This window comes from Kribbella antiqua (assembly GCF_004345665.1).
GTDB classification, from domain to species: Bacteria; Actinomycetota; Actinomycetes; order Propionibacteriales; family Kribbellaceae; genus Kribbella; species Kribbella antiqua.
Window position 1 is genome coordinate 1,184,220 of the sequence record NZ_SLWR01000001.1, and the last position, 18,056, is coordinate 1,202,275.

An 18,056-nucleotide genomic window follows, 5' to 3' on the forward strand; every position below is an offset into this window, starting at 1 on the left:
CGTCCGCCTGGAGGGTTCACATCATGAGTCTCGAGTTTCTTTGGTATGTCCCGAATCAGGTCGATCCCGGCCATCGCGGCGATGACGCCGTTGACGGGCACAACAGCTTGGAGCGGCTCACGGAGCTGGCTCGGCTGACCGAGGACCATGGGTGGGGCGGGGCGTTGATCGGGACCGGGTGGGGGCGGCCGGACACGTTCACGGTGGCGACGGCGTTGGCCGCGCGTACGACGACCTTCCAGCCGCTGATCGCGATCCGGCCCGGCTACTGGCGGCCCGCGCACTTCGCGTCGGCGGCGAGCACGCTCGACCAGCTGACCAATGGCCGGGTGCTGATCAACATCGTGTCCGGGCAGGACAACCTGGCGGCGTACGGCGACAGCGAGGGCGACCAGCCGCAGCGCTACGCCCGCACCAAGGAGTTTCTTCAGCTGGTACGGCGATTGTGGACCGACGAGGAGGTGACGTTCGCCGGCGAGTACTTCTCGGTCACGGGGTCGACCGTCGCGACGCGGCCCGTCGTACGGGAAGGCCGGCCGCACCCGCGGTTGTACTTCGGCGGCGCATCCGACGCTGCACAACGCGTCGCGGCCACGGAAGCCGACGTACAGCTGTTCTGGGGTGAGCCGCTGGACGGGATCGCCGAGCGGATCAGCAAGCTGCGTGAGCTGGAGAACGAGCTCGGCCGCGAGCACCCGCGGCTCGAATTCGGGCTGCGGATCACCACGCTCGTCCGCGACACGACCGAGGAGGCGTGGGCCGACGCGGAGGCGAAGGTCGCGAAGATGGCGGAGGCGCAAGGCTCGAAAGATCGCCGCTGGTTCAAGGCCGTCGGTCAGCAGCGCCTGCTGGACCTGGCCGAACGCGGCGAGGTGCTCGACGACAACCTGTACACCGCTCCAGGCAAGTACGGCGGCGGCGGCGCCGGTACGACATGGCTCGTCGGCTCGGCCGAAGACGTGGCAAAGTCACTCCGCAAGTACCACGACCTCGGCATCACCCACTTCGTTCTGTCGGATACGCCGTACCGCGAAGAGATCGTCCGAATCGGCGACCAGCTCCTCCCCCTCCTGAGCACGACCGGCTAGTTGCCCATAGCATCAATCTCTACGGTGCTATCAGCCTTTGCCGGGCAGCAGCCGGCTATTGATGGATTGTGGATAAGTTGGCAGGAAGTTGCCAATCTCGGAATCCCTTACAGATAAGGGCTTTTCGGCTCGAAAACTGTCGGCGGGTGTGTCTATCGTCTTCTGCATGGAACTGCTGGATGAGCGACCGGTCTGGTCGATGAGCGGCGCCGAGATGCTGACCGCTCTCGACGCGCTGCAGGCTGAACTCACCCGCATCCAGGTCCGCCGGCTCGAGCTGCTCGCCGGGCTCGACGCGAACGGACATGCCAAGGACATCGGCGCCCGCGACACGGTCCACCTGCTGTCGATGCGCCACCGCCTCGACCCTGTCGACGCACGACGAGACCTTCGCCTCGCAACAGCACCGCAACCGGCTAACCCAGCCCCACCACGCCGAGCACCCGGGCCGGCCCTCAACCGTGCCCACCACACGATCCTGCCCGCCAAACCTGTTCGCTTTCCTCAGCCCTTCACCTCAATGAGAGGAGGCGGCGCGAGTTCCCCTCGGCCATCTGCGGTTCCGGCACCCAGCACGTCAGCAACTGGCTTCGACGCCTGGCGAAACTGTCAGGCTCGCCCAGCCCACCCGGGCCAGCGAGCCTCCGTGCCGGTGGCCCTTTGCGCTGATGAGATGAAGCCGGCGCGTTCCCTTGACGCCCGGATTCCGTCTGTGATCAATTGATCACCGAGTGCCAAGGGGACTCAGTGAGGCACGTGAGGGAGTTCTTGCATGGTCGAATATCTGCCGCGCTCCGCCTGGAACGCGCGGCCGCCGAACGGTGGGCCGGGAAGCCTCACCGTTTCGAGGGTCGAAGGCGCGGTGATCCACTGGCCCGGCACCGGGTCGACGAGTGTCATCCACTCCTACGCCGCGGTCGCGTCGGCGCTGCGCGGGTGGCAGAACTACCACATGGACGAGCGCGGCTGGTCGGACATCGCGTACCAGGTCGCGGTTGACCAGGCCGGCCGGGCTTGGACGCTGCGCGGCCTGCGCACCCAGTCCGGCGCCAACGGCAACAACGACCTGAACGAGCGGTACGGCGCGATCCTGCTGGTGCTTGTCACCGGCGAGCAGCCGACCGCCGCGATGAAGGCGACCACCCGCGCGGTGATCGCCGATTTCCGGAAGATCTTTCCCCGAGGTACGGCGATCCGCCCGCACAGCGCGGTCCGTCCCGCCGGAACCGACTGCCCAGGCGACGCCGCCCGGGCCGCTATCGCGCGCGGTGACTTCACCCCCCGCGCACCCGAGGAGGACTACATGTCAACACCCGAAGCCAAAGCGCAGCTGGACCGGATCGAGAAGCTGCTGGCCGCCCTGGCCACCGCCGAAGCCGGGCGCTACAGCGACCTGGCTCGCCGCGTCGACGGCCTCACCGACCAGGAGGCGGGCCGGTACCAGTACTACGCCGGCAAGTTCCAGGCCATCCTCGCCGAACTAGCCGACGACCCAGCCAGCCCAGTCACTGCAGAACCACCCCAGTAAGCAACCCTTCAGCGCCCTGCGGCCCTCAACACTCGCAGGGCGTTGAGGGTGAGCATCTCGTTCGGACCGCTGCGCCCCCAGTCGACGACCTCCGCCATCCGGCTACTGCCCGGCGGATTCCACCACTGCGCCCCCGCATGCCACCGCCCGTCCGGCTGCCGCCGCCGCTCCAACTCGTCCAGCGCATCATCCGCCCGCTCATCCGGCAACAACCCGAGCCGCGACAACACCAGCAGCGCTTGCAGAATGTCGTAGTGCCAGTACGGCGGATAACTCGGCCGCAGCCACCTTCCATTGATCACCTCACCGGTCGACAGGCTGCGGAACACCCCGTGCTCCAGGAACAACTCACCAGCCCGTACGGCGGCATCCCGCGCCGCAGCGTCTCCGGTCGCCCGCGAGTACTCGTGCAGCCCCCACGCCGCCGCGTGTGTCTCGTGGAACGACGACCGCTTGCCGGACGCCTTCCGGTCGCAGTTCCAGCCCCCGTCCGGCCACTGCCAGTCCAGCAGACCTTCCGCCAGCTGTTGCACGCGTCGATCGTGTGTCATGCCCAGCCGGCTACAGGCCGCGAGCGTGTTCCCTTCGATCGAGCCACACCGCCGTACGAGCCCATCGACGACCGCTACGCCGTACCGCAGAGATCGCATCAACTCCTGCAGGTCGTACTCCGCGGCCTCCACCGCGCGTGGCTCTCCCGCGGGCACCTCCAGCTCTGCCAGCGACACGATCCGCCAGTGAGCGCCAGTCCACTTCTTGTACGCGCGTTTGTCCGCGCACGCGTCGGTGAGCAGCGCCTGCATCTTCGGCCCGCGCAGTACATCTTCTGCTGGTTGCTCCCCCAGCAGGTCGCGGCGGGTCATCCCACGGATAGCCGGCTCCTCGGACTGCAGTAACCACTCGACCGCCTTGTCCATCCGCTCATTCTCTGTCGGTGGCTGCTGGTTGGGTAAGTGGGTGGATATCGAAGAGTTGTCGGAGCGGTTGGAGAAGATCTCGGTCCGGTATGGCGAACTGCTCGACTTCGAGCGGGACGCCGACTGGTTTCTGCTCAAGTTGCAGGAGGAGCTGGGTGAGCTGACCCAGGCCTACCTGCAGCACACCGGCCGCGCCCGCACCAAGGGGCAAACCGCCGAGCAGATCCGCGACACCCTTCACCAGGAGTTCGCCGACGTCTTCTGCCAGCTGCTCCTGCTCGCCCGCCAGCACAACGTCGATCTGCCGGGAGAGATCGAGCGCAAGTGGCTCGTCCGCGAGGTCTAGTCGGTTTTCGGCCGTACGGCGAACATCACCGCGAGCACGAAGCCAGGGATCACCAGCACCCAGGTGGAGCTGAGGCCGAGTAGGACAGGGGCCAGGCAGACCAGCAACAGGTCGAAGCCGCGGATGGGCTGGGAGAAGAGACCTGGTGGGATTGCGCCCATCGGCGAGGCGACCAGAGGCCCGGCGTACGACGGTGGGCGGGCAGACGCCTGGCGTACGGCGCCGGACAGCATGCCCGCGGCAACGGCGAAGGCTGCCGCACCATCACCGAGCGCGGGCAAAGCAGCCAGGACCCACAGCGCGGCGAACAGTCCCGGTACGACGGCCATGACCACGCGGAGCTCCCGCAGATCCATGCCGAGCGCCCGGACGAGGCCAGTCGAGCGGCACACGGACCGCAGCCCATCCATGAGCGGGCGTACGGCGAAGAACCCGGCGAACCCGGCAACGGCGGGAACCAGAGCGTGAAAGCCAGTACCGGCGACGGCGTACGGGACGACGAGCAGCGCGAAGCCGATCACGAGGCGACGCGGCCAGCGCAGGATCCGGAGGAACTCCCGATGGACGATGGCCGCGCCCTGGGAGCCACGGCCTCGCCGCGTCGTCCGCCGGCCGACCAACCGCCAGTGCCGCGCGGAGACGACGTCCGCGAGCATGCTGATGTCCAGACTGCTAGCCGCACCGGCTAGCCCGGCGAGAAGCTCCCCACCGGCGATCACGCTCGTACGACTCAGTTTGCTGAGCGTCCGCGCGGTGACAATCACCAACGCGAGGACAACGACGAGGCAAGCCAATCCCACGATCAGGAGACGCGTCTGCTCAGGCGTCAGGCCCGACTCTGGCCCCGAGAACTGGATGATGACAGCAGTCGCGGTCTGGACCTCCGAGTCAGGTCCTGACCGCGTCGCCAGCCACAGCGCCGGGACAGCGGCGGCGATCAGCAGCAGATCAGCGACGCGCAGCGTCCACTTGGTGCGCACCAAGGATTGCTGAGCCCAAACAGTCACACACGCAGCACACACGAGCAGCGCGCTGAGCACCACGGCCGCCTCGCCGACCACGCCCCATGGCGCGCCGAGCAACGCCCAAGCGATCACCGAAGCCAGCGAACCAACGACCGCCACCGTCGCCATCACAGACCAGTACGCCGGTCGCAGCAGAGCGGCCCGACTGACCGGAGTAGCGAGCAGCCAAAAGCCAGCGGCGCGTGATGCGGACACCGGCCCGACGCTCAGCAGTATCCGCAACGTCGTTGCCAGTAGCAACGGCATCAGGATCAACGGGATCCAGTACGCCAGCTCCATGCATGACCACGACGTACACCGGTTCGACGTCTCGTTGAGCTGCCGCAGTACGTTGCCGCCCGTCGCCCCGGCCATGGCGAGGGTGAAGACGACCAGGTAGACGTCTTCGAACATCTGCCAGAACGAGCGATCCGCCCGGCGCCGCCGGGTTGTGCGCATCCAGCGCCGCAGCCCGCGCGCCGACGGAATCGCCCCGAAATCAGCCGGATCGAAGACGACCGGCCCGTCCGCGGCGCTCATGGCAGCGGGGTGAGGGTGACGATGGAATCGGCGACGACTTCGACCAGGGCCGGATCGTGGCTGGCGAAGAGGATCGAGGTGCCGGACTTCTTCTCCTCGAGCAGCCGATCCGACAGCCACTGGACGCCGCCGGTGTCGAGCCGGGCCTCCGGCTCGTCCAGAACCAGGAGCTTCCTCGGCCGGACCAGCGCCGTCGCCAAGGCGAGGCGACGGCGCTGACCCGAGGACAGCGATCCCGGTAGTTGATCAGCCGCCGCGAGCAGGCCGATGTCGTCCAGCAACGTGTCCACGAGGTCTTCCGGCGTCGGGTTGCCGTGTGCGCGGGCGAGCAGGTCGAGGTGCTCGGCCGCGGTCAGGTCCGGGAAGAAGTCGAGGTCGTCGAGCAGCGTGGCGACATCGCGTCGTACCGCATCGGCGCGTTCGTCGATCGGCAGGCCGTCGAGCAGGATCTGCCCGGCCGCCGGATCCGCCGAGCCGACGATGCATTTGAGTACGGTCGTCTTGCCGGCGCCGTTCGGCCCGACCAGCGCGATCGCCTGGCCGGCCGGCAGGCTGAACGTGAGGCCTTCGATCACCGGGCGATCGCCGTACTTGTGCTGCAGGCCTTTGACGGCCAGCCGCGCGGCAGCTGTGCTCAATTCTTGGGGCTCACTTCTTCCGAACCAGAGTCAGACCGTCGCCGATGCCGAGCATGACCACGTCGACCCGGTCGTCCTTCGCGATGTGCGCGTTGAACTCCCTGCGGTCCGCCGGTCCATCGGAATTGACCACGCGACCGCCGGCCAGCGTGTTGTCGAACAGAATCAGCCCGTTCGGCCGGATGAGCTCCACCAGCCGCTCGAAGTAGTCGATGTACCCGGGCTTGTCCGCGTCCACGAAGGCCAGGTCGAACGAGCCGTCCAGCGCGGCCGCCAGCTCGTGCCCGTCGCCGATCCGGAGCTCGATGCGGGACGACACGCCCGCCCGCTCCCAGTACTTCCGGCCGATCGACGTCCACTCCTCGCTCGCGTCGAGGCAGATCAGCTGCCCGTCCTCCGGCAGCCCGCGCGAGATCGCCAGCGCCGAGAACCCGGTGAAGGTGCCGATCTCGACCGCCCGGCGGGCCGAGATCAGCCGGGTCAGCGTGGTCAGCAGCGCCGCCTGGTCCGCGGTGGTCAGCATCCCGGCCGCGTCGCCCAGCTGCTGGGTCTCCGCGACCAGGTCGGCGGCAATGTCGTCCAGCGGCATCCCGTGCGCGACCATGTAGTCATGCAGTTGCTCGGTCACCTGTACTTGATGTCCCATCGAATCCCGCCCTCTGTGTATTAGACCGGTCGCCTGTAGTCTCTATGGGCCGTCAAAACGTCGTACACCGACCCCACCGAGGAGCACCCCGTATGCGCATCGCCGTCGCCGGATCGATCGCGACCGACATCCTGATGACGTTCCCGGGACGGTTCAAGGACCAGTTCCTCGAGGAACAAATGCACAAGGTCTCCTTGTCCTTCCTGGTCGACGAGCTGGTCGTCCACCGTGGCGGCGTCGGCGCGAACATCTGCTACGGAATGGCCCAGCTCGGCAAGCCGTCGATCCTGGTCGGCTCGGTCGGTGCCGACTTCGCCGAGTACGGCGCCGCGCTGGCCGCGGCCGGTGTCGACGTGTCTCACGTCCGTATCTGCGAGAACGTACACACCGCCCGGTTCACCTGTACGACGGACCTCGACGCCAACCAGATCGCGTCCTTCTACGCCGGCGCGATGGCCGAGGCGCGCGAGCTCGACCTGGGCGCGATCCACGCCGCGACCGGCGGGATCGACTTGGTGCTGATCGGCGCCGACGACCCCGAGGGCATGCTCAAGCACACCGAGCTGGCCAAGGCGGCCGGCATCGCGGTGGCCGCGGACCCGTCGCAGCAGATGGCCCGGATGGGCGGCGACGACATCCGCACGCTGATCGACGGAGCGACGTACCTGTTCAGCAACGAGTACGAAGCCGGCCTGATGGTGCAGAAGACCGGCTGGAGCCATGGCGAGATCCTGGAGCGGGTCGGCGTCCGGGTCACCACGCACGGCGGCGACGGTGTGGTGATCGAGAACGCCAGCGGCATCCTGGCCAAGATCCCAGCCGTCCCGGCGGCGAAGGTGGTCGACCCGACCGGTGGCGGCGACGCCTTCCGGGCCGGCTACCTGAGCGGCCGCGCCGCGGGCCTCGACCACGAAGCCGCCGCGCAGATCGGCTGCACCCTGGCCACCACGGTCCTCGAGACGGTCGGCACCCAGGAATACACCCTCGACCACGCCACCTTCCTGGAGCGCCTCGCCACCGCGTACGGCGCTCCGGCGGCGGCTACCGCCAAGCAGGCCCTCGACCTGGGCTAACCAAGACGAGCCAGCGCGCCCGTCTGAGCCAGCAGGGCGAACCGGTCGGGGCACCCCCAGTGCTCGACAATCCGGCCGTCGACGACGCGCGCCATCTCGAACAAGGCGATGTCGATCGGGGCGTTGCTGGGTGGGCCGAAGAAGCTACCCGTGGCCGTGCCCTTGGCACGGCCACGCGCCCACACCAGGTCGCCGACGACGACCGAATCCTCCAGCGTGTACACGATGTCCGGCATGAGCTGGTGCACCTGGCGGATCGCCGCCTTCACCTGCTCCCGCGCCTGCGCGCCCGTACCCGCCAGACCGAACTGGTGCTCGATCAGGTCCGGCGCACACACCTCGTCGACGATGTCGGCGTTCCCGGTCGCGAACCCCTCGTGCAGGATCCGCTCCAGCGCTGCCAGCGGTGTCATGATGCCCCCTTGATTACATTAGTCGTGCACTCGATGCAGTGTCACTGCACTCAACACACTGATAGTGTGATCACATGCCCGAGGCTGTCAAGACCTATCGCCAGGTCCAGGCGGAGGAGACGCGGATCCGGATCGCGCAGGCGGCACGCCGGCTGTTCGCCGATCAGGGGTACGGCGCCACGAGTATCGACGCGATCGCGAAGGCCGCCGGCGTCGCGACCCGGACGGTGTACTCCGCCTTCGGCACCAAGCGGGAGATCCTGTCGCTGATCTGCGACCTCTGGCTGCGCGAGGCGAACGCGATCGAAAGCGCCCAGCGGGTGTTCGCCATCGAGGACCCCATCGAGCGGCTCCGCGGCGCCGCCGGCTGGCTGACGAACCTGTACGCCGCCGGCTTCGACGTCGTACTGATCTTCGATGCGGCCACCGACGAGAGCGCCGAGACCAGGGCACTGCTGCGGTCGAAGCTGGCCGGGCGCAACGAAGTGATGGACGCGATGATCGCCTCCCTCGAGGCAGAGCTCAAGATCCCGCTGAAGCAGGCGCAGGCCGTCTATCGCGCGCTCGCCGCGCCCGGCGTCTACCAGGAACTCGTCGACGAATCAGGCTGGACGCCCGAGGAGTTCGAGCGGTTCGTCGCCGACTCGCTGCAGCGCCAGCTCCTCTGAATCACCTGGCCCAGAGGCCGCGGACATGGCCGATGTGGCGACGCATCAGCTGCTCGGCGCCCTCGGCATCACGGGCTGCGACCAACTCCATAAGGTCGCGGTGCTCGGCGGCCGACTGAACCAGTCGGCCGCTCTCCACCAGCGGCGTCAGCCCGAGCAGTCGCGTCTGTGACCGGAGGTCCGACACCACGTCGACCAGCTTCTGGTTGCCGGAGTAGGCCAGCAGGGTGACATGGAAAACCCGGTCCGCCTCGATGTAGGCGATCAGGTCACCGGCCTCGGCCGCGACCACGATGTCCTCGGCCAGCGCCCGCAGCCTCGGAAAGTCCTCGGCGGGAATCACCGGTACGACGTCGCGGATCGTCGGCGGCTCGATCAGCTGCCGCAGCGACGCCAGGTTGTCCAGATCGTCGTCGGACATCTCCGTGACCCGGAAGCCCTTGTTCCGCAGCGAGATCACCAGGCCCTCGCGGACCAGGTCCAGCATCGCCTCCCGCACCGGCGTCGCGGACACGCCGAACCGCGCGCCCAGCATCGGCGCCGAGTACACCTCCCCCGGCACCAGCTCGCCGGAGATCACCGCCGCCCGGAGCGCGTTCGCCACGCTGTCGCGCAGGTTCTCCCGCTGCTTCAGCCGCCGCACACTCGGCAACGGCCCGGCAGAATCGGCCGACATCCGCTCACCTCCCTCGCCGCATCGGCCCCATTGTGAGGCACGCACCTGGCAACAAACCGGTCAACTCGCCCGGACGCCGCCACCCACGGACCGCACCAGCTCCGTCAGCCGGCTGAACACCCGCTCCGACCCGAGCCCGTCGTGCTCGTACTCGTTCGTCACCCACGCCTGCACATTCCCCACCCGCGACGCCGTGTCCAGTTGCAGCCCGGAGTCGACGTACATGTCGTCGTAGTAGACAGCCGCGGCCACCGGTACGTCGTTGGCCGCCAGCCGCTCCACGTCGTACAGCTTCGACCACTCCGAGCGAGCGGCGAGTACGTCGACCGCAGCCTGGAACGGGCGCAGTACCCGGATCTCCTCGAACATCCAGGGGTACATCATCTCCCCCGTGAACAGCAGCGGCCGCGCGTCCTCAGCGAACTCCGGATGCCGCGCCCGCTCCGCCTCGGCCGCCCAGCCCGAGACGCCGGAGCTGGACGGGTAGATGCTCTCCTGCAAGGCCGCGAACAAGGGCCCGTGCGCGTACGACGACCGCTCCATCACCTGAGTCAGGAAAGTGTCCGACAGTTCGCCCCCGTCGAACGCCTCGTCGATCAGCCAGTGCATCCGCTCGTACCCGGGCTTCATCCCGAAGTCGATCCCGAGCGACTGCAACCGCCGTACGGTCAGACGATCACCGTCAGGCAGCCGTACGTCGTCCGCCGCCAACCGATCGGCAATGGCGCCGATCCGCTCCACGTTGTGCGGGTAGCGCCGGTAGAACTCGCGGTTCTTCGCGGCCACCCGGGGATAGGTACGGCGATACACCTCCGCAGCGTCGGGCGTGATCGACGGCAGTCCGCCGGTCACGTAGCACGCGGTCAAGCCTTCTGGCGCTTGCGACAGATATGTCATCGTGAGGAAGCCGCCATAGCTCTGGCCGAGCGTCGACCACTTGCCGCCGCCGAAGACCGTCGTACGCAAGTATTCGGCGTCGCGCACGATCGAGTCTCCACGGAAGCAGGCCAGATAGTCCGCGCCTTCCTCGGCTGTCGTGAACGAGGCCATCCGCCGGCCGGAAATCGGCGTACTGCGTCCTGTCCCACGCTGGTCGAGCAGGATCACCCGGTAGGTCTTCAGCGCCTGCCCGATCCAGCCCGACGGCTCGACCGGCCGCGGGCCCTTGCCACCCGGCCCGCCCTGAAGGAAGAGCAGACACGGGAGGTCCTCGTCCTGCCGGACCGGGTCGATCAGCTCCCGGGCGAATACGGTGATCGTCTCGCCTGGGTTCGACCAGTCCAGCGGGACCTCGACGGTGTGCTCGCGGACGTGCATGCCCGGAATCGTGTAGCTGATCATGAGGCCTCCCTGGCTCGGCCCAGGGATCGACGCCGCCGATCCCATTCCGGGTTGATCCGCGGTACGGCGGCCAGCAGCGTCTTCGTGTACTCGTCCTGGGGATCGCTAAAGATTTGATCACGCGACCCGAGCTCCACGATCTTCCCCTTGTTCATCACCGCGACCCGCTGCGAGATCTGCCGTACGACGGCCAGGTCGTGCGCGATGAAGATGTAGCTGAACCCGCTCTCCCGCTGCAGCCGCATCAGCAGCTTCAGCACCTGGGCCTGGATCGACACGTCCAGCGCGGACACCGCTTCGTCGCAGATCACCAGCTTCGGGTTCACCGCGAGCGCCCGGGCGATTCCGATCCGCTGTGCCTGACCGCCGGAGAACTGCGCCGGGTAGCGCTGGCAGTGGTCCGGGTTCAGCCCGACGCGCTCCATCAGCTCCTGCGCGAAGGCGCGACGACCACCTTTAGGCGCGATGCCCTGGTACGTCAGCGGCGCGGTCACGATCCGCTCGATTGTGTATCGCGGGTTCAGCGACGAGAACGGATCCTGGAACACCACCTGCACGTTGTTCCGGAACCGGGCCAGATCCTTCCCCGTCGCCCGGGTCACGTCCTGCCCGTCGAATTCGACCGTCCCGCTCGTCGGCTCCAGCAACCGCGCCGCGATCCGCGCCGTGGTCGACTTCCCGCTGCCCGACTCCCCCACGATCGCAAGGGTTTCGCCCAGCTCGACCTCGAAGCTCACGTTGTCGACCGCGGTGAACGTCGCCTTCGGCGCCAGCACCCCTTCACCTCGGGTGACGAACTGCTTGGTCACCCCGTTGATTGTCAGCAAACTCATGACGCCACCTCGTCGTCGATTCGCGGTACGGCGTCCAGCAACGTCCGGGTGTAGTCGTGGTGCGGATCCGAGAACACCTGCTCCGCCGTCCCGTACTCCACCGGGTCGCCCGCACACATCACCAGCACCCGCTTGGCGATCGAGCTGATCACCGCCAGGTCGTGGGTGATGAAGATCATCCCGGTCCCGGTCGTCGACTGCAGCTCGGCCATCAGCTCCAGGATCTGTGCCTGGACGGTGACGTCGAGCGCGGTCGTCGGCTCGTCGGCGATCAGCAGCGACGGCGAACAGCACAACGCCATCGCGATCATGATTCGTTGCCGCTGGCCACCACTGAACTGGTGCGGATAGTGGTCGATCCGCCGGCCGGCGTCCGGGATGTGCACCCGCTCCAGCGCCTCGATCGCCACCTTCCGGGCGTCCCGCCGCGAGCCGCCGCGATGCGCCCGGTACATCTCCTCGATCTGCAGACCCACGGTGTAGTAGGGGTTCAGCGACGACAACGGATCCTGGAACACCATCGAGATCGCGTTGCCCCGGATCGACTGCAACTCCCGCTCCGACCGCCCGAGCAACTCCTTGCCCTCGAGCCGGATGCTCCCGGACGTCTCCGCACCACGCGGCAACAACCCCAGTACGGCGAGCGCCGTCATCGACTTGCCGGACCCGGACTCGCCCACGATGCCGAGCGTGTCGTCCCGGCCGACGGTGAACGACACGTTCTTCACCACGTCCACCGGACCACGTCCGGTCGGCAACGTGACCGTCAGGTCCTCCACTACGAACAAGTCAGCTGTCATGAGGAGGTCACTCTCACGCGAGGGTCCAAGGTCGTGTAGACGAGGTCGACCACGACGTTGCCGATGACAACGAAGAACGCGGCCAGCAGGGTGACCGCCATGATCACCGGCTGGTCGTTCTTCGCGATCGAGTCGGCCGCCATCTTGCCGATCCCGTTCAGCCCGAACACGGTCTCGGTGATCAGCGCACCGCCGAGCAGCCCGGCGAAGTCCATCCCGAAGATCGTGGTGATCGGCGTGAGCGCCGGCCGCAGCGCGTGCCGCCGGAGTACGAGCGATCGGCTCAGTCCCTTGGCGCGCGCCGTACGGAAGTAGTTCTCCTGGAGCGTGTCGATCACGTTGGCCCGGGTGAGGCGCGCGTACAGACAGGCGTAGCCGACGGCCAGCACGGTCCACGGCATGATGTACGACTCGAACCACAGCAACGGGTTGTCCGCGAACGCCGGTGCCGACGGGAACGGCAGCACCTGCAGCTTCACGACCAGCACGAACTGGAGAACCAGCGCCAGCACGTAGTTCGGCACACTCACTCCGCCGAGCGCGAGGGCCATCGCCGTACGGTCCCACCAGGTGCCCTGTTTGATCGCGCTGATCAGACCGCCGATCACACCGGCCAGCAGCCACAGTACGGCGGCTCCGACAGCAACCGTGATGCTGACCGGGAGGCGGGCGGTGATCATGCTCCAGACCGACTCGTTGGTCTGGAAGCTGTAGCCGAGACAGGGCGCCGAGCAGTGCACGGAGCCGTAGTCCCGGCCGGCGAAGATGCCCTGGAGGAACTCCCAGAACTGGGTCAGGATCGGCTGGTTCAACCCGAGCACGTCCCGGATCGAGTCGATCCGCTCCGGCGTACAGGTCTTGCCGCAGATCATCACCGCGGGATCCGGGGACAGCTTGAAGAAGATCAGATAGGTGAACAGGCAGACCGCGAGCAGGATCACCACGACCCCGCCGAGGCGGCCGATGACATAGCGCGTCACGCGGCCTCCCCCTGGTCAACGACCGAGCGGATCTTGTCGCCCAGGACCGTCAGCGACAGGACGGTGAGGAACAGGAACGTGCCGGGGATGACGAAGAACATCGGGTCGACCGAGTACCAGCTCACCGAACTGGAGATCATCTGGCCCCAGGACGCGGTCGGCGGCGAGACCCCGACGCCGAGGAACGACAGGCCGGCCTCGGTACCGATGTAGCCGGGGATCGCCAGCGTCGTCATCACGATGATCGAGCCGCGCAGGTTCGGCAGGATCTCCCGGAACACCACCTGGACGTCCTTCGCCCCCGATGCCCGGGCCGCCTCGACGAACTCGCGGTTGGCCAGCGTCATCGTCTGGCCGCGAATCACCCGGGCCAGGTACGGCCAGCCGAACGCGCTGATCACCACCACCAGCAGGACAGGGCGGTTCCCGGCCGGCAGTGAGGACAGGATCGCGATCATGAAGATCAGCGCGGGGAACGCCATCAGGAAGTCCATCAGCCGCGAGATCACCGTGTCGACCCAGCCGCGATAGAACCCGGCCAGCATGCCGAGCACCACCCCGAGCACGCCGGTCAGCAACGTGGCCGACAAGGAGATCGTGATCGAGACCCGAGCGCCGTACACGATCCGGGCGAAGAGGTCCCGGCCGTTCTGTGGCTCGACGCCGAACCAGTGGTTGCCGCTGATCCCGCCAAGCGAGCCGTGCGGTACGCCGCCTAGGTCGGAGTTGATCGCCGCCGAGTCGAACTGGTACGGCCCCCAGCCGCTGAGCTTGGTGATCAGCGGCGCGGCCACCGCCATCAGGACGACGATCACGATGAACAGCACGCAGGCCAGGGCGCCCTTGTCCTTGGTAATCGTGGTGAGGATCCGCCGGGTCGAGGTCGGGGGACCGCCGGCCGGAGCCGGGGTCCCCACCTCCTCGACCTCGAGCAAAGCCGGAGTTGCGGTCATCGGCTACTTCCCGGCGTCCGCGAGGCCGACCGAGACCAGGTCGATGCCGCCGGAGAACCCGTCGTGCAGGTAGGCGCCGGCGATGTTGCTGCCGACCAGCATCAGCACCTTCTCGTACAGCAGCGGGACGACCGGCGCGAGCGCCATGATCTGCTTGTCCAGCTCGCCGTACGCCTTGTTCGCGGCGGTCACGTCGGTCAGGTTCGCGATCTCGTCGATCTTCGCGTTGACGCCCTTGTCGTTCAGCTGGGACAGGTTCGAGTTGCCCTTCGCGGTGATGTTGCGGCCGTCGAACAGCGGCGGCAGGAAGGTCGCACCGGACGGCCAGTCCGGGCACCAGCCGGTGATCGCCATGTCCTTCTGCTGCGACGGCGTACCGATCACCTCGTAGTACGTCGAGGTGTCGATCGGGTTGATCTTGACGGTGATCTTCAGCGGCTCCAGCGCCTGCTGGATCGCCACCGCCATCGCCTGCATCTTCGGCTGCGTCCGGCTGTCGAGCGTCAGCGTGAAGCCTCCTTGGTAGCCCGCCTCGGTGAGCAGCGCACGGGCCTTGTCGAGGTCGCCCTTGTGGTCGGTGCTCGGGTACAGGTCGTAGTCCACCCGCCCCGCCACCGTCGGCGGCTGGATGCTGGTCGCGATGTCGGCCAGGGTCGAGCCGCCTACCGCGTCGCGGACAGTCTGCTTGTTGACCGCGTACTCGATCGCCTGCCGGACCTTGAGGTCGTTCAGCGGCTTCTTGGTGGTGTTCAGACCCATGTACGTCGTGCAGCCGCCGAGGCCGGACATCGTGCGCTGCTTGAGTTGCGGGGTCTGGATCCGGGCCACCGTGGCCGCCTGGACGGTGCCCGCGATCGCGTCGGCGTCAGTGCCCTGGCCGGCGATCATCCGCTCGTCGATGGTGGCGGGGTCGAGGCCGAAGGTCCACTGGAAGCCGTCCGGCTTTGCCGCACGGACCGCGTCACTCGACTTGTCCCACTTGTCGTTGCGGACCAGCTTCAGCGTGGCGCCCGGCTTGTACTCCGAGATCTTGTACGGACCCGACGCGATCGGCTTGCTGTCGAGCGAGTTGCCGGCGCCCTGGCCCTTCGGCACCGGGACGAAGGTGTTCTGCGCGACCACGCTGCCGAAGTCGGCGTACGGCTTCTTCAGGTGGAACACGATCGTCTTCGCGTCCGGCGTCTCGATTGTCGACAGGTCACCCGACTTGTACGGCCCCTGGTAGCTCGCCGGCGCGGCGATGATCTGCTTCGCGTACGGCGATCCGATGCCGAGCTCCGGGTCCCACGCGCGGGACACGCCCCACTTGACGTCCGCGCTCGTGATCGGCGCGCCGGTCTCGAAGAACAGCTTGTCCTTCAGCGTGAAGGTCCAGGTCTTGCCACCGTCGGACGGCGTACCGGTAGTGGTGGCAAGGTCGGGGACGATCTTGGTGCCCTCGGCGCCGGGCGCGGCGCCCTGCGTGGTCAGGGTCCGGTAGATCAGCCGGTAGAAGTTGTTCACGCCACCGTCGAAGCCCCGGGCGGGGTCGAGGTGACTGAAGGCTGCGTTCGCGAGCACCTGGACGGTACCGCCGTCCGCGGCCGGGCCGCCCGGCCCGGCGGAGGCTTGCGAGCTGCCGGTCGCATTGCCCGAGCACGCGCTGAGCGCCAGCGCCGCGGACGCCGCGAGCCCCACCAGCATTGTCGACTTCTTCATCTGCCTACTTTCAGTTCGCGGCGCGCAGCCATACACGCATGGCCAGGGCCTGACGGTTCCCCCAGAGGAAGTACGGGACGAACGTCGCCGTCACTTCGCTGATGGCGGTCTGGGTCTGTTGATCGGTGATCACGGGATAGAGCTCTTGCGGTGGTACCGGTGCGACCCCGGCGGTGAGCTCGAGAACGACTGCACTGTCCTGCTCACGTGCGATGGCAGTGGCGACCGCGGCAGGCGCCAGCAGCAGGTCGTCGACCGGCGCGGCCACGTCTTGTTGCTCAACGCAATACACAAGCGGGCCCCGGGCAACGGCAATCGAGCCACGCGTCGCGTCTTGGTGGGGGTGCGAACCATGTGCTCTCGGTGCCATCGGCAACGTCAGCCGAAGAGTCTCCCCGGCCACGAACTGCCGTCGGACGACCGCCCAGCCGTCGGTCACTTCAGCGCCATCGATCTCGGCATCCGTGCACCAGCCCGGGATCCGCAGCGCGATGGATTGTTCAGCCGAAGACGCCTTGTCGACGGTGATGGTGACTTCGCCGTCCCACGGGTAGTTGGTCTGCACGGTGACGGCGACTTCACCTGCGTCGATGCGCGCGTCGGCGTACAGGCCGATGTAGATGGTGTCGTCTTTCTGTGCCGCAACGTAGTCCTGGAGTTCCGACATCCAGCGGATGATGTTGGGCGGGCAGCAAGGGCAGCCGAACCAGGAGCGCCGGAGCGGATCGCCGCCTGCCTCGGCGCCGGAGCGCTGCTCGTGATCGGGCCGGCGCTGCAACGGGTTGTCGTAGAAGAACGCCGTACCATCGGCCGAAAGCCCAACGGCGTAAGCGTTGTAGAGCACGGTCTCGAACACATCGAGGTACGACGCCTTGCCCGTCGCGAGGAACATCCGCCAGGCCCACTGCATCGTCGCGATCGCCGCACACGTCTCGGCGTACGCGCGCTCCGACGGCAGCTCGTATCGGTCCCCGATCGCCTCGTCCGAATGCCGGCTCCCCAGCCCGCCGGTCAGATACAGCTTCGTGGCGACCATGTCGTCCCAGAGCCGCTCCAGCGCCTGCAGCAGCGTCGGATCGCCCGTCTCCAGGTGAACATCCGCCGCCCCGGCCGCCAGGTAGGCCATCCGTACGGCGTGGCCGGTGACCGACGCCAGTTCGCGGAACGGCGCGTTGTCCTGGAAGTACTCGGCCGGGAAGATCGTGTGTTTCAGCTTCCCCTGACCGCGCCGGTCGACGAACAGCCGCGCCTGGGTCAGGTAGTCCTCGTTCCCGGTTTCTCGATACAGCTCGACCAGCGCCATCTCGACCTCGGGATGGCCGTCGACGACCTCCTCCCCGTCCTTGCCGAACTTCCGTACGACGAGGTCCGCGAACCGGATGGCGATTGTCAACAATCGACTGTCGTTGAGCCGACGGTTGGCGGCGACCGCAGCCTGGATCAGGTGGCCGAGGTTGTAGAGCTCGTGTCCCCAGCCCAGGTCGGACCACGGCTGCTTGGGCTGGTCCGGGTCCTGGAAGAACGAGTTCAGGTAGCCGTCATCGGCCTGCGCCTGCTCGAGAAGTCCGATGACTTCGTCGAAGAACTCCCGCGCTCCGGCGGGCGCGTCATCCCGGCCGACCTCGTACGCGAGCCCTTCGAGGGTCTTGTAGAGGTCGGTGTCGAGGAACGGATACCTGCCTTGGTACTTGCCGACCGACGGGTCGGTCAGGCGGCGGAGGTTGTCGAGGTTGCCTGCCTTGCGCAGTTCGCTGATCGAATGCGGGATCGTCGCCGCCCGGTTCCGCTGCTGCCAGGACTCCAGCAACCCACCGGTCAGCTCCACCGCTTCCACCGGCGCGACAACTCCCGCGCTCGTCCGGACAGCTCCATTCATCGGACAACTCCAGTGCCGTGTGACATTGCACTGACCCT

Annotated in this window: 19 protein-coding genes; 6 read left to right on the top strand and 13 right to left on the bottom strand. The window is 67.5% G+C overall.

Annotated elements, in window-relative coordinates:
- Positions 1–23 precede the first annotated feature (23 nt).
- The 3 genes from EV646_RS05595 (at position 24) to EV646_RS05605 (ending at position 2,616) form a co-directional block, all read left to right on the top strand.
- Entirely contained in the window at positions 24–1,088 is a 1,065-nt protein-coding gene (locus EV646_RS05595) for an LLM class flavin-dependent oxidoreductase (RefSeq protein ID WP_132144496.1), read from the top strand.
- An 88-nt stretch (positions 1,089–1,176) separates the two neighbouring features.
- Positions 1,177–1,812 carry a hypothetical protein gene (locus tag EV646_RS05600; RefSeq protein ID WP_132144498.1) on the top strand — a complete coding sequence of 212 codons (636 nt, stop codon included), beginning with the start codon at positions 1,177–1,179 and terminating at the stop codon, positions 1,810–1,812.
- A 48-nt stretch (positions 1,813–1,860) separates the two neighbouring features.
- Positions 1,861–2,616, top strand: coding sequence for a peptidoglycan recognition protein family protein (locus tag EV646_RS05605; RefSeq protein ID WP_132144500.1), 756 nt, complete (start codon positions 1,861–1,863; stop codon positions 2,614–2,616).
- A gap of 8 nt (positions 2,617–2,624) precedes the next feature.
- Here EV646_RS05605 and EV646_RS05610 read toward each other — a convergent pair whose 3' ends face one another.
- Positions 2,625–3,533, bottom strand: coding sequence for a hypothetical protein (locus tag EV646_RS05610; protein WP_132144502.1), 909 nt, complete (start codon positions 3,531–3,533; stop codon positions 2,625–2,627).
- A gap of 40 nt (positions 3,534–3,573) precedes the next feature.
- Here EV646_RS05610 and EV646_RS05615 point away from each other — a divergent pair, with 40 nt between their 5' ends.
- The gene (locus EV646_RS05615) at positions 3,574–3,879 is read left to right on the top strand and encodes a nucleoside triphosphate pyrophosphohydrolase family protein (RefSeq protein ID WP_132144504.1); all 306 of its coding nucleotides are present in this window, start codon (positions 3,574–3,576) and stop codon (positions 3,877–3,879) included.
- On the opposite strand, the gene EV646_RS05620 is transcribed toward EV646_RS05615, so the two are convergent.
- The 3 genes from EV646_RS05620 to EV646_RS05630 are packed head-to-tail and all read right to left on the bottom strand — an operon-like array spanning position 3,876 to position 6,689.
- A complete protein-coding gene (locus tag EV646_RS05620) occupies positions 3,876–5,423 on the bottom strand; it encodes a DUF6297 family protein (RefSeq protein WP_132144506.1) in 1,548 nt (515 codons plus the stop codon). The two genes, EV646_RS05615 and EV646_RS05620, sit on opposite strands and share 4 nt — an antisense overlap.
- Complete coding sequence (locus EV646_RS05625) at positions 5,420–6,061, bottom strand: ABC transporter ATP-binding protein (RefSeq protein WP_132144508.1); 642 nt, start codon at positions 6,059–6,061, stop codon at positions 5,420–5,422. The genes EV646_RS05620 and EV646_RS05625 overlap by 4 nt, the downstream gene beginning before the upstream one ends.
- Positions 6,062–6,071: 10 nt before the next feature.
- Complete coding sequence (locus EV646_RS05630) at positions 6,072–6,689, bottom strand: O-methyltransferase (RefSeq protein WP_241995321.1); 618 nt, start codon at positions 6,687–6,689, stop codon at positions 6,072–6,074.
- Between the two features lie 110 nt (positions 6,690–6,799).
- Between EV646_RS05630 and EV646_RS05635 the strand changes: the two genes are divergently transcribed.
- Entirely contained in the window at positions 6,800–7,780 is a 981-nt protein-coding gene (locus EV646_RS05635; protein ID WP_132144512.1) for a carbohydrate kinase family protein, read from the top strand.
- Here EV646_RS05635 and EV646_RS05640 read toward each other — a convergent pair.
- Complete coding sequence (locus EV646_RS05640) at positions 7,777–8,193, bottom strand: ester cyclase (protein WP_132144514.1); 417 nt, start codon at positions 8,191–8,193, stop codon at positions 7,777–7,779. The genes EV646_RS05635 and EV646_RS05640 overlap by 4 nt on opposite strands.
- A gap of 74 nt (positions 8,194–8,267) precedes the next feature.
- Here EV646_RS05640 and EV646_RS05645 point away from each other — a divergent pair, with 74 nt between their 5' ends.
- Positions 8,268–8,861, top strand: coding sequence for a TetR/AcrR family transcriptional regulator (locus EV646_RS05645; protein ID WP_132144516.1), 594 nt, complete (start codon positions 8,268–8,270; stop codon positions 8,859–8,861).
- Position 8,862: 1 nt separating this feature from the next.
- On the opposite strand, the gene EV646_RS05650 is transcribed toward EV646_RS05645, so the two are convergent.
- From EV646_RS05650 to EV646_RS05685, 8 genes are read right to left on the bottom strand one after another with little or no spacing between them, the layout of a single operon-like run.
- Positions 8,863–9,537 carry a GntR family transcriptional regulator gene (locus tag EV646_RS05650; RefSeq protein ID WP_132144518.1) on the bottom strand — a complete coding sequence of 225 codons (675 nt, stop codon included), beginning with the start codon at positions 9,535–9,537 and terminating at the stop codon, positions 8,863–8,865.
- Between the two features lie 60 nt (positions 9,538–9,597).
- Entirely contained in the window at positions 9,598–10,878 is a 1,281-nt protein-coding gene (locus EV646_RS05655) for an alpha/beta fold hydrolase (RefSeq protein ID WP_132144520.1), read from the bottom strand.
- On the bottom strand, positions 10,875–11,711 hold the full coding sequence (locus EV646_RS40555) for an ABC transporter ATP-binding protein (RefSeq protein WP_132144522.1): 837 nt from the start codon (positions 11,709–11,711) through the stop codon (positions 10,875–10,877). Before EV646_RS40555 ends, EV646_RS05655 begins: the two co-directional genes overlap by 4 nt.
- Positions 11,708–12,511 carry an ABC transporter ATP-binding protein gene (locus EV646_RS05665; RefSeq protein WP_132144524.1) on the bottom strand — a complete coding sequence of 268 codons (804 nt, stop codon included), beginning with the start codon at positions 12,509–12,511 and terminating at the stop codon, positions 11,708–11,710. Before EV646_RS05665 ends, EV646_RS40555 begins: the two co-directional genes overlap by 4 nt.
- Positions 12,508–13,491: an ABC transporter permease gene (locus tag EV646_RS05670; RefSeq protein ID WP_132144526.1), complete on the bottom strand. Its 984-nt coding sequence runs from the start codon at positions 13,489–13,491 to the stop codon at positions 12,508–12,510. The genes EV646_RS05665 and EV646_RS05670 overlap by 4 nt, the downstream gene beginning before the upstream one ends.
- Positions 13,488–14,444 (bottom strand): ABC transporter permease, encoded by a 957-nt coding sequence (locus EV646_RS05675; protein WP_132144528.1) that lies wholly within the window; start codon positions 14,442–14,444, stop codon positions 13,488–13,490. Before EV646_RS05675 ends, EV646_RS05670 begins: the two co-directional genes overlap by 4 nt.
- A 3-nt stretch (positions 14,445–14,447) precedes the next feature.
- Entirely contained in the window at positions 14,448–16,142 is a 1,695-nt protein-coding gene (locus tag EV646_RS05680; protein WP_241995322.1) for an ABC transporter substrate-binding protein, read from the bottom strand.
- Between the two features lie 10 nt (positions 16,143–16,152).
- Positions 16,153–18,018, bottom strand: coding sequence for a glycoside hydrolase family 127 protein (locus EV646_RS05685; protein WP_132144530.1), 1,866 nt, complete (start codon positions 18,016–18,018; stop codon positions 16,153–16,155).
- Positions 18,019–18,056: the final 38 nt, after the last annotated feature.